Here is a 12,226-nt window from a genome sequence, read left to right as displayed (position 1 = left end):
CTCACGTCATCGTCGCGCTTTTAGGGAGGAGGCACGATGGACCAAGCAGTCGGGTGGGCAACAGCCCAGGCCCGTACGCCAAGCATCGTCAAAACGGCTTTTGCACGCCACGACACCGGGCAGTCGATCGAGACACTCAAACGCCAGTTGGGTGATGACGCACTTGCGCTTGTCATTCTTTTTGTCAGCCCGAACGCCGATGCATCCGTGGTGATCGCGGATGCCGAACGCGCCTTTGCGCCGACCCCGATTGTTGGTTGCACCACCGCCGGAGAGCTGGCGGATAGTGGGTATTGCGAAGATCAGATCGTCGCGATCGGCCTGCCGCAATCCCATTTCGACATACGCACGGTTCTTGTTCCGGATCTGAACGAATTCGATTCCGACAGCATCATCAAAGAGATGATCCACAACAGAAACGCGATGATGGCAAACGCGCCCGACTGGAGCCATGAATTCACTTTCCTGATGATCGACGGGCTGTCGACAAAAGAAGATGAACTGACGTCGGAATTGGCTGTGGGGCTGGGACCAGTGCCATTGTTCGGCGGTTCGGCGGGGGATGGAACCAAATTCGGGCGCACATATGTTCTGCATCAGGGGCAGGCAAGAAGCAACGCAGCCGTACTCACGCAGGTTCGCACGCCGTGTCCGATCAAGGTGTTCAAAACCGATCACCTTCTGCCCACCGCCCATCGTATGGTCGTGACCAAGGCAGACCCGGCAAAACGCATCGTTCAGGAAATCAATGCCGAACCCGCTGCCCGCGAATACGCCCGTATTCTCGGCAAAGACCCGGAACAGCTCACCACATTCACATTCGCGGCCCATCCAGTCGTTGTGCAAATAGGCGGGCAACACCATGTCCGCGCGATCCAGCAGGTGGCAGGAAATGGCGATCTCGTCTTTTTTTCGGCGATTGACGAAGGCTTGGTCCTGACGCTGGCAGAACCTCGGGACATGGTTGAACATCTACAGGAAGAAATCAGCCTGTTGACCGAGAAGCAGCTACCCGACACCATTTTGGGTTGTGACTGCATCCTTCGTCGGCTGGAGGCCCAGCAAAAGCAGAAGACGCACGCGATCTCTGACATCCTGTCCCGCCATCACGTGGTCGGTTTCTCGACCTATGGAGAGCAATTCAATTCGATCCATGTGAACCAGACCCTGACCGGCGTGGCGATATACCCGCCCGAGAAAGAGTAAGGTATGATCGAGCATCTCACAGACCCCTCGGACTCACTTGATCGTCAGAACGAGAAGCTTAGGAAAATCGCCGAAGCCCTGATGCGGCGGGTCGAAGAATCCACCAATGCCTCTGGCGCGGCTTATGCTCAGTTCCAACGGGCGGCGGTGCTTGAACAAGAGGTCCGCGCCCGAACGGATGACCTTGAGCGCGCGCTTGAGCTTCTGAATGACTCCAACGCCAGGTTGGCGCAGGCCAACAAGGAAACCGAAGCGGCGCGCGCAGATTTGGCAAATGCGATCGAAACGGTGCAGGAAGGCTTTGCCCTGTTCAATCGTGACGAAGAACTGGTGCTGTGCAACAGCCGGTTCGGGATGCATATGCCCGACATTCAGGAACAGCTGAACCCCGGCTTGCGCTTTGCCGACTACGTGGAACTGGTCAGCCAATCCGGGTTCCTGTCCTTGCCAGAGACAATGACCCCAGAAGACTGGGCCAAAAGCCGTCTGGATCGTCACGCAGATGACCACGTGGTGTTCAATGTTCGTCTTTCGGGCAATCGGTGGACGCAGGTGTCAGAACACCGCACCCCAGACGGGGGCACCGTGATCCTGCAAACCGACGTGACAGATATCATGCGGATCGAACGGCAAGAAAGGGATCGCATTCTTGACGATAAGGCGCGGCTGATCCGCGCCACGCTTGAACATATCGATCAGGGCGTCTGCATCTTTGACAACAAGCACCGCATGATCGGGTGGAACACCCGCGCAAGCGAGCTTTTGGCCATACCGATCACTCAGTTTCAGATGGGCACGCGGTTTGAAACCCTGTCCAATCGCCTGGGCGACAACATCAGCTTTCAGAAAGGCATAACCGAGGCGGATCTGCTGGATTGGGTCAGCCGACCAACCTATCGCCGCCCTCTTCAGTTCCAGATGCATCGGGGGCGCTCGAAAATCCTGTCGGTCTTTGCCCAGGAAATGCCCGATCGGGGCTTTGTGATTTCCTTTACCGATGTAACTGCGGAACGGAAGTCTGCGCAGGCCTTGTATGAAGCCAAGGAACTTTTGGAACAACGTGTGGCGTCACGCACTATGGAACTTGCGGATGCGCTGAACGAGGCTGAACGGGCGAACGCGTCAAAATCGCGTTTTGTGGCCGCCGCCAGCCATGACCTGTTGCAACCTCTGTCTGCTGCAAAGCTCTATGTTGCGTCACTGGGCAGCGGTTTGGACACTGACACCGCCCGGACCGTTGCAGCAAAAGCAGAAAGCGCCCTGAACAGTGTCGAACACATTCTCGAGGCCCTGCTGGACATCTCAAAGCTGGATTCCGGGCGGGCCAAGGCGCATCTGTCCACAGTGTCGGTGGGCGAGCTTTTCTTGCAGATGGAAGACGCCTTCAAGCCCGTCGCCCAGGCCAAGGGTTTAAATTTGCGTTTTGTTGACACAAAGGCTCTGGTCACAAGCGATGCCAGTTACCTTCGGCGGATATTGCAGAATCTGTTGTCAAACGCGATCCGGTATACCGAGACCGGGAAAGTTCTTGTTGGTGTCAGGCATCGCAAGAACGCAATTGCTTTGGAAGTCTGGGACACGGGCATCGGCATAGCATCAGATCACAGAGATGTCGTGTTTCATGAATTTCAGCGTTTGCATTCAGATGCCAGCGCCGCCGAAGGCATGGGATTGGGTCTTGCGATTGTCGAGCGGGCCTGCGGGTTGCTACAACACCCCATCCACCTGTTTTCCGAAGTTGGAAAGGGCACGGGGTTTTCGGTCGAAATACCTTTAGCCCGGGCGAAACCAGAGGTTTCTCTCTGCTCTTCAGTGGTACAAAAACCAAACTCGAATGTGCTGGGCAACACCGTCGCCCTGTTGATCGAAAACGATGAAAACCTGCGCGGCGCGTTGACCATGACCATCGAATCCTGGGGCGTCGAGGTTCTGGAATGCGAAAGCGAAAGCGAAGCGATTGGCCTTCTGCGCGAAATAGGCATCCTGCCAGACTTTGTTGTCGCCGACTATCAATTGAACAACGGAAAAACAGGCACGGACGCCATGCGCGCCCTGACGGATGAATTCGGGCATTTGCCCGGCTGTATTATCTCAGCCAATCGATCACAAGAGCTTGTCCAGCAATGCAAACAAGCAAAGCTGCCGCTATTTTACAAACCGATAGATCCGCAACTGCTCAAATCGACGCTGGAGGCCTCTGTTGCGCGCGGCATCTGAGTTCTTCCGGTTGTCGCCCATTTCGCAGTGCGGTCGGGTGTCTTTCAGAAGTCTTCCGTCCGCGGGTTGGCGTTGGTCTGATCCAGCATCGACACAACTTCCGCCTTCCATCCCGCTTTTATTTTCAGCGCCAATTGCGACGGGGGACGGTGATCCGGCGACAGGATGGCGTATTCATATCTGAGGGGGTCCTTGAAAGGCAGGAATACCACACGGCCATGCGAGATGTTCAGCTTCCGTTCGGTTGCAACGGTCAACGGATCGACAATCGAGCAGCACTGCCCCGATCCAACAAACGGAATGAGCGGAAGAAAATACTGGCACGTCACACTTGGTTTGTAAGTGGCGGCAACCATCTGAAAAGCGCGTTGCACTTTCTTCTGAAAAGGGTGGGTGTCGTATAGTCCACCCATTGGCACATCATCGAGATCCGAAATTGTCACAGCCTTTTCTTTCGCCAACGGGTTGTCCCGATCCATTGCGCAAAAGCAATCTCCGCTGATGATCTCTGCCGTGAATTGCGGCTTCTTTCCGACCGGGTGTTCGAAATCAGCAAACCCGAAATCAATGTTCTGAGTGCCTGCAAGTTCCATTATCTGTGGCGAACTGCGGGTTGACAGCGTAACCCGGATGTCCGGGTTCCCGCCAACTGAACGGCTGATGAAATTTGGGAAGGCAAAAATGGACGGCCCCGGCATGGCGGCAATGTTCAGATTGCCCGAACTTCCTTTAAGAAGCCCGTGCATCGTGCTGGAAACCGTAGATAATCTGTCCAGTATTCCGGTGGTCTCGGCCAGCAGGTAATGCGCCTCTGGCACTGGGATCAGACGCCGGCCTTTTCGTTCGAACAGGGTCAGTCCAAGACTTCTTTCCAGGTTCTTGATTGCCAGGCTGATAGCAGGTTGTGTCCTGTTCAGCTTCTTTGCGGTTTGAGAGATGGACCCGGTTTCCATCACCTCACGAAAAACGGTCAATTGAGCAAGGTTCATGTTTAATATATAATCGAAACTTTCGTTTTGTTAAATATAACAAATTTGTATTTATGCTAAAACTCCATAGGCTGAACGGATCAGAATTCGGACAAACCGAATCCAATGATCCACAACTGGGAGCTTACGATGAGATTGATGAAATGCCTGACGGGTTTGGCTTTGGCGGGTGCATTGGCTGCACCGGCGCTTGCACAGGACCCAACCTTTTTCCGCATCGGCACCGGCGGTGCAGGCGGCACTTATTTCCCGATCGGCGGGACCATCGCCAACGGAATTTCGGCCCCTCCGGGCTCACGCCCCTGCGAAGAGGGCGGCCAATGCGGCGTGCCCGGGTTGATCGCGATTGCACAGTCGACAACGGCGTCAGTCTTCAACAATGCCGCCGTGCAAAACGGCGAGCTTGAGGCCGGCCTGGCCGCGGCAGATGTAACCCGTTCGATGTATCTGGGTGAGGGCAAGTTTGAAGGCAAACCCCACCCGAAACTGCGCATCGTCGCAAACCTGTTCCCGGAAGACCTGCACCTGGTTCTTCCCGCAGGTCAGACGATCAACGATCTGAGTGATCTCAAAGGCAAGCGCGTTGGTATTGCCCAAGCTGGTTCCGGCACGCAGGTGGCCGTGTTGCAAATGCTGGAAGCATGGGGCGTCAACCGTGACAACATGGATGAGGCCGAGTTGAACAACAGCCAGAGCGCCGAGCGTCTGGCCGATGGCCAACTGGACGCCTATTTCTACGCAGCGGGATGGCCGGTTGCCGCGATGGTGCAGTTGTCTTCGACCAAGGGCATGAACCTGCATTCCTTCAGCGATGAAGATTTGGCAAAGATCAACGAGATCATTCCTGCCTATATCCCGTCCGCTATCCCGGGAGGTGTATATGAAGGCATCGATTCCGAAACCAAGACCCCCGCGGTAAGCGCGATGCTGGTTGTTTCATCGGATCTGTCCGAAGATCTGGTCTATCAGCTGACCAAGGCCCTGTGGAACGACAACACGCGCAAGCTGCTGGACAACGGCCACGCAAAAGGCAAGCAGATCACGCCTGATACTGCGCTCGACGGCGTCGAGGCGCTGGGTGTTCCGCTGCATCCGGGTGCCGAGAAATTCTATAAAGAAGCCGGTCTTCTTCAATAACCACACCTGACTGTAACCTGTCGTCGGTGCCCCTTCCCGGGGCACCGCACTCTGGAATCATGCGAAATCGGGGGGCCATCATGTCCGAGACCCAGAAACTTGATGACCACGAACTGACGGCCGAGGAACTGGCGGCCATCGAAGAACAGTTCGACGAAGGCGCCGCTGTCCGGCAGGTCACGCCCACGGCAGGCAAGGTGTTGCGTGTCGTCGCCCTGATCTTTGCATTCTACGAATTCTTCACGGCTGGCTTCGGTTTGCCTGCCGACCACTGGCACATGGGCATCTATCTGGCTCTGCTGTTCATTCTGGTCTACGCCACGATCCCGATTGTCGGGGCCAAAAGCCTTTATGCTCTCAAAGTCAGTCGCTTCCGCATCGGCAACGTCCCTCTTTATGATCTGGTGTTCATGGCGCTTGGCATCATCGCCGCACTTTACGTTGGTTTCGCCTGGCGCGGCATCCCGTTCCTGGGGATCGAGGAACAAACCTTCCGCATGGGCAACCCAAACATCTATGATGTGATCCTCGGCGTCATCATCATCCTTCTGGTATTGGACATTGCGCGCCGCACGCTGGGTTGGGTATTGCCGCTGATCATCTGCGTATTCATCTCATACGCGCTGATGGGCCCCTATTTTCCCGGATTGCTGCAACATCCGGGCGTGAACTTCAAAACCTTCGTATCGTCAATGTACTTCCCGCAGGAAGGAATCTATGGCGTGACGCTTTGGGTCGTTTCGACCATCGTGTTCCACTTTGTCCTGTTCGGCGTGATCGCTCAGCGAACGGGGCTTGGACAACTGTTCATTGACAACGCAACCATTTTGGCGGGTCGCTATACAGGCGGTCCGGCCAAAGTGTCGGTGGTATCCTCGGCCTTTTTCGGCACGATCTCGGGCTCTTCGGTGGCCAACACCGTTTCGACCGGCGCGCTGACAATTCCCAACATGAAGCGCCTTGGATATCCCGGTCACTTTGCAGGCGGGGTCGAGGCCGCGTCTTCGGCCGGTGGTCAGATCACTCCGCCCATCATGGGCGCTGCGGCCTTCATCATGGCCGAGTTCCTGGAGGTGCCCTATACCACAATCGTGATCGCAGCGATCTTTCCGGCGATCCTGCACTATGTCGGCGTCTTTGCCGTGGTGCATCTGATGGCACGCAAGCTGAACCTGCAAGGTCTGGCGAAAGAGCAATTGCCGCAGCTCAAGGCCGTCTGGGCCGAGGGTTGGGCCAATATCGTGCCGCTGATCGGTCTGCTGGTGGTTCTGTTCACTGGATACACGCCCTTCATGTCGGCCTTCTGCGGCATATCTCTGGCGGTGATCGCGGGCATGTCGCGGATCAAGCAACCGCCAACACTGATCTACGCAGCGGCGTTCTTGGCCTTCGTGCTTTGGAAGTTCTCCGACGGTGGGTTCGACCTGTCAATGACCGCGATTCTGTGCGGATTGTCGGTAATCGCCACGCTGAACCCGCAGAAGCGGATCGAAGTGCCCGAGATGCTGCAAGCGGTTGAGTTGGGTGTGAAATACTCTCTGGCCGTGGGCGCTGCAGCCGCTGCGGTAGGTATCGTCGTTGGTGTGATCAACACAACCGGTATCGGTTTCCGCATCGGGTTCATGGTTACTCAGGGCGCAGGAAACCTCGCCGCGGACCTTTACAACATGATTTCGTTCGGCAGCTGGCAATTGTTTGCGATGGAAGACCTGCAATTGTTTATCTCGCTGGTCTTCATTGCCATCGTTTGCATCCTGATGGGTGCCGGCATCCCGACCACGGCGCTGTACATCATGCTCGTCTCGGTGGCGCAGCCGGCGCTGGCGCAGTTGGGGGTTCCACCCATCGCCAGCCATCTGTTCGTGTTGTATTACGGCGTGGTCTCCGAGATCACACCTCCGGTCTGTACGTCGGCCTATGCGGCGGCGGCGATTGCGAATTCCAACCCGTTCCGCACCGGGCTGTCCGCCTTTACGCTGGGACTGGGCAAGGTCATCGCGCCAATGGCGTTCGTCTATGCGCCGGTTTTGCTGTTCGTGTCTTCCACCGGGTTCGATCTTTGGGAATTCACCTATACCGCCGCCAGCTGTATTGCCGGCGTCATCGCCCTTTCGGCAGCGGTCGTGGGGTATTGGTTGCAGCCACTCAACCTCGTGTCGCGCATCCTGATGGCCATTGCCGGGATTATCTTCGTGGCGCCCACGCTGACGGCTGACCTGATCGCATTGGCGGTGGCGTCTCCTGTCATCGTCACACAGGTGATCGCCCGCAGCCGATTTCAAGCAACGGTCTGACATGCCTGAACAAGTGACCATCATCGGCGCCGGGATCGTCGGTCTGTGCTGTGCGCTCTCGTTGCAGGAGCGCGGTATTGCCGTGCGTCTGATCGACCGTGGAGAACCGGGGCAGGAGACATCGTTCGGCAATGCCGGTGTCGTCTCGCCCTGGTCGGTCATTCCACAGGCCACGCCGGGTATCTGGAAAACGATCCCCGGGATGCTGTTGGACCCGAAAAGCGCGTTGACCGTCAGACCTTCGTACTGGCCCAGGATGATACCCTGGGGCCTGAGGTTCCTGAAGAATTCAAGCGTGAAATCCGTACGCAATATCTCGGACGCAATGGAGGTGCTGTGCCGCCCTTCGATAGATCTGTACCGAAGACATCTGCAAAATACCGGGCACGAAGACCTTATTGTTGATTCCAACTATATCCACGCGTTTCGCAACCCGGATCAGGCTGACCTGAAAGAACTGGGATATCTGATCCGGCAGGAAAAAGGCGGACATCTAGAGCGGATCGACGGACCGGAATTGCGCCGGATCGAACCTGCGTTGTCCAGAGATTTCAAGGCTGCGATCCTGATCAAGGGACAGGCGCGGGTCACGTCTCCTGGCCGGGTCGGTGCGGTTTTGGCCGACAAGACACGTCAACAAGGCGCCGAGTTCGTGCGGACAGAAGTCAAAGAATTAAAGCGCACGGAAGACGGACAATGGCACTTAACGTCACCGGCCGGCGCGCTTCACGCCGATACTGTCGTGCTGGCCGCCGGGGTTTGGTCTGCCGGGTTGCTGAAACCTTTGGGTTTGCCCGTGCCACTGGTGGCCGAGCGTGGATACCATGTCCAATTCCCGACCCCCTCTGCCAGCCTGGAAAACTCGGTGATGGACGTGGACGCCAAGGTGGTGGCCAGTTCAATGCAGGACGGTCTGCGTGTGGCGGGCACGGCCGAATTCGGCAGCATCGACGCGCCGCCGGATCCACGCAAACAGTCGCTTCTGTCCGCACAGGCCCGCGCAATGATGCCGGATCTGAACACCTCGGATACACAGTTCTGGATGGGCAGACGCCCGTCTTTTCCCGACAGTTTGCCTGCGATCGGTCCGGTTGAGGGGCACAAGGGCCTGTTCACCGCCTTTGGTCATTCCCATTACGGTTTGATGATGGCCCCCAAAACAGGTGAGTTGGTGGCTGATCTGGTGTCAGGGCAACGCCTCAACATCCCATTGGATTCATTCGCCTTGTCGCGATTTTGACGCGCAACAACCACCGTTTCGAAGAAGGATTACCCCATCATGCCGATCTATCAGGGTGGACAGAATATCTGCGGAGCCTCTATCGGGGTTTTGTGTTTGGAAAGCTATTTTCCCAAACCTCCCGGTCATATCAAGAACCCTTCCAGCCTGCCATTCCCGGTGCTGTACGAGATGATAGATGGCGTCACGGTGCCTACGCTGCTGAACAATCCGACGCCTGATCTTCTGAACCCCTTCATAAAAGGCGCGCAACGGCTTGAGGCTGAGGGCGTGCGCGCCATTACCGGAAGTTGCGGGTTTCTCGCCCTGTTCCAAAAAGAGTTGGCTGCGGCCGTATCGGTGCCTGTCTTCGCTTCGAGCCTGATACAGGTGCCGTTGGCCTTTCACATGACCGGGGCCACCGCACCGGTCGGGGTGATTACAGCAGATTCGTCAGCGCTGACGCAACGCCATTTCGAAGGCGTTGGAGCGGGGGGTGTTCCGGTGGCCGTACAGGGTCTGGAACACACCAGTGAGTTTGCCGAAGTCATCCTGCGCAACGCGCGCACCCGTATGGACACAGATCTGATCGAGGCCGAAGTGCTGGACGCTGCACGCAGGCTGAAGCGCGAAACACCTGAAATACGCTCTGTGGTATTGGAATGCACGGATCTTCCGCCTTATGCAAAACGCATTCAGGAAGACCTGAAACTGCCGGTCTTTGACCTGACGACGCTGGCGCAAATGGCGCACAATGTAGGCGCGCGCACAGGGTATTGCGGGCTGATGCCGTGGGGCTGAGGCCCTTGCAGGCTCGTGTTTTCGTCCAATGGCTCAGACATGTCGAATAGCCGCGAAAACAGTCGCTATTTGCCGATGCTTTTCGACGGACCGGCACATGGGACTTTCCCTTGCTGAAACGGCTGGTTAAGAAGCCCTTCCATTGCCGTTTCAGGAGGCCCCCTTGGACCGTATCGCCCGCACCATAGCCACCGAGATCAATGCACGTCCCGATCAGGTCGGTGCTGCGATCAATCTATTGGACGACGGAGCGACGGTTCCCTTTGTCGCCCGCTATCGGAAAGAAGCAACCGGTGGGTTGGACGACACCCAATTGCGCCTTCTGTCCGAGCGTTTGACCTATCTGCGTGAGCTTGAGGCACGGCGGGAAACCATCCTGAAGTCGATAAAAGAACAGGGGAAGCTGACCGAAGATCTGAGTAAATCGATAGCTCGGGCAGAAACCAAGGCACAGCTGGAAGACATCTATCTTCCTTACAAGCCCAAGCGGCGCACCAAGGCGATGATCGCGCGTGAAAACGGGCTGGAACCCCTGGTCGAAGCCATTCTGGCCGATCGCGATGCGGACCCGGAAACACTGGCCGGGGCATACCTGAGCGAGGCCGTTGCCACCCCTCGTGACGCGCTGAACGGCGCGCGGGACATTCTGACCGAACGATTGACGGAAAATGCGACTCTGCTGGGTGAGTTGCGGGCCTTCATGCAGCGCGAGGCACTGCTCAGTGCAAGGGTTGTCGACGGGAAAGAACAGGAAGGCGCCAAGTTCAGTGATTATTTTGACCATTCCGAACGATGGGCGGATGTTCCGTCGCATAGGGCATTGGCGATGCTGCGGGCGTCAAAAGAGGGCATTGTTTCACTTGATATCGCGCCGGAACCGGAGTTCGGGGCAGCCCGGGCCGAATCCATCGTGGCCGCGCATTTGCAGACCCGTGGCCAAGGACCGGGTGATGCCTGGTTGCGCAAGGTGGCCGGGTGGACATGGCGGGTCAAGCTTTCGCTGTCGATGATGGTCGAACTGATGGCCGAACTACGCAGTCGGGCACAGGACGAGGCAATTCAGGTCTTTTCACGCAACCTCAAAGACTTGCTGTTTGCTTCTCCGGCGGGTGCCAAGGCCACTTTGGGCCTCGATCCCGGCATCCGCACCGGCGTGAAAGCGGCGGTGGTTGACGCAACGGGCAAGGTCGTGGCCACTGACACGTTATATCCCTTTCAACCCAAAAACGATTTGCGCGGAGCGCAGGCTGCCATCCTGAATCTGATCTCGGCCCATCAGATCGAACTGATCGCCATCGGAAACGGAACAGCGAGCCGGGAAACCGAACGGTTGGTTGCAGATACGCTGGCTCTGCTCCCCAAGGCGGTAAAAGCGCCGACCAAGGTGGTAGTGTCCGAAGCCGGGGCTTCGGTCTATTCCGCGTCGGAGATGGCAGCACGAGAGTTTCCCGATCTGGACGTTTCGCTGCGTGGGGCGGTGTCCATCGCCCGGAGGCTGCAGGACCCTTTGGCAGAACTGGTCAAAATCGAACCGAAATCCATCGGCGTCGGGCAATATCAGCATGACGTTGACCAGCACCGCCTGTCGCAATCCCTGGATTCCGCGATCGAGGATGTCGTGAACGCGGTCGGGGTTGACCTGAACACGGCCTCTGCACCTTTGCTTGCGCGTGTTTCGGGGCTGGGCCCCGCGCAAGCCGAAGCCATCGTCGCTCATCGTGATCTGAACGGGCCGTTCCAATCGCGCAAGGACCTGTTGTCCGTTGCCGGGCTGGGGCCGCGTGCCTTTGAACAATGCGCCGGGTTTCTTCGCGTAAGGGACGGCGCCGAACCGCTTGATGCGTCGTCGGTGCACCCCGAAGCCTATGAAGTCGCCCGCCGCGTCGTGTCGGCCTGCGGGCGGGATATCAGGCACATCATGGGCCATGAGGGGGCCTTGAAAGGGTTGCGGGCACAACAATTCGTAACCGAAGATTTCGGCCTGCCCACGGTTCTGGATATCTTTGCCGAGCTTGAAAAACCCGGACGAGACCCCCGGCCCAGCTTTGTCACGGCCACTTTCGCGGATGGCATCGAAGAGATAACCGATCTGAAACCCGGAATGGTTCTTGAGGGCACCGTGACAAACGTGGCGGCCTTTGGGGCTTTTGTGGATGTGGGCGTTCATCAGGACGGTCTGGTTCACGTCAGCCAGTTGGCCGACCGCTTCGTCAAGGACCCGCACGAGGTCGTCAAGGCCGGGCAAGTCGTGAAAGTGCGCGTTGTCGAGGTGGATGTACCCAGAAAACGGATCGGGCTTTCGATGCGCAAACAGGGCGGCGGCGGAAAGCGGCGCGCCTGATCTGCAATCTGCACATTATCCG

8 protein-coding genes are annotated in these 12,226 nt (G+C 57.4%); 7 read left to right on the top strand and 1 reads right to left on the bottom strand.

What is annotated here, in order from left to right; translation table 11 throughout:
- Positions 1–36 precede the first annotated feature (36 nt).
- Together GOW31_RS09885 and GOW31_RS09880 are read left to right on the top strand one after the other, a co-directional pair.
- The gene (locus GOW31_RS09885) at positions 37–1,206 is read left to right on the top strand and encodes an FIST N-terminal domain-containing protein (protein WP_171169697.1); all 1,170 of its coding nucleotides are present in this window, start codon (positions 37–39) and stop codon (positions 1,204–1,206) included.
- 3 nt (positions 1,207–1,209) lie between these two features.
- Positions 1,210–3,423, top strand: a complete 2,214-nt coding sequence (locus tag GOW31_RS09880) for a PAS-domain containing protein (RefSeq protein WP_171169694.1) — start codon at positions 1,210–1,212, stop codon at positions 3,421–3,423.
- 44 nt (positions 3,424–3,467) lie between these two features.
- Here the strand turns inward: GOW31_RS09880 and GOW31_RS09875 are convergent, their stop codons facing one another.
- Positions 3,468–4,412, bottom strand: coding sequence for a LysR family transcriptional regulator (locus GOW31_RS09875; RefSeq protein WP_171169692.1), 945 nt, complete (start codon positions 4,410–4,412; stop codon positions 3,468–3,470).
- Positions 4,413–4,541: 129 nt separating this feature from the next.
- Between GOW31_RS09875 and GOW31_RS09870 the strand changes: the two genes are divergently transcribed.
- From GOW31_RS09870 to GOW31_RS09850, 5 genes are all read left to right on the top strand, one after another.
- Positions 4,542–5,549, top strand: a complete 1,008-nt coding sequence (locus GOW31_RS09870; RefSeq protein ID WP_171119318.1) for a TAXI family TRAP transporter solute-binding subunit — start codon at positions 4,542–4,544, stop codon at positions 5,547–5,549.
- Between the two features lie 80 nt (positions 5,550–5,629).
- Positions 5,630–7,843 carry a TRAP transporter fused permease subunit gene (locus GOW31_RS09865; protein ID WP_171169690.1) on the top strand — a complete coding sequence of 738 codons (2,214 nt, stop codon included), beginning with the start codon at positions 5,630–5,632 and terminating at the stop codon, positions 7,841–7,843.
- Position 7,844: 1 nt separating this feature from the next.
- Positions 7,845–9,083, top strand: coding sequence for an FAD-binding oxidoreductase (locus GOW31_RS09860; RefSeq protein ID WP_171169688.1), 1,239 nt, complete (start codon positions 7,845–7,847; stop codon positions 9,081–9,083).
- A 39-nt stretch (positions 9,084–9,122) separates the two neighbouring features.
- Complete coding sequence (locus GOW31_RS09855; RefSeq protein ID WP_171169686.1) at positions 9,123–9,863, top strand: aspartate/glutamate racemase family protein; 741 nt, start codon at positions 9,123–9,125, stop codon at positions 9,861–9,863.
- A gap of 163 nt (positions 9,864–10,026) precedes the next feature.
- Positions 10,027–12,204: a Tex family protein gene (locus GOW31_RS09850; protein ID WP_171169684.1), complete on the top strand. Its 2,178-nt coding sequence runs from the start codon at positions 10,027–10,029 to the stop codon at positions 12,202–12,204.
- The last annotated feature ends 22 nt before the right edge of the window (positions 12,205–12,226 follow it).

Source organism: Ruegeria sp. HKCCA0370, from assembly GCF_013033705.1.
GTDB lineage: Bacteria > Pseudomonadota > Alphaproteobacteria > Rhodobacterales > Rhodobacteraceae > Ruegeria.
Note: the sequence above shows the minus strand (reverse complement) of the source record. Positions and strands in the feature narration are given on the sequence as shown.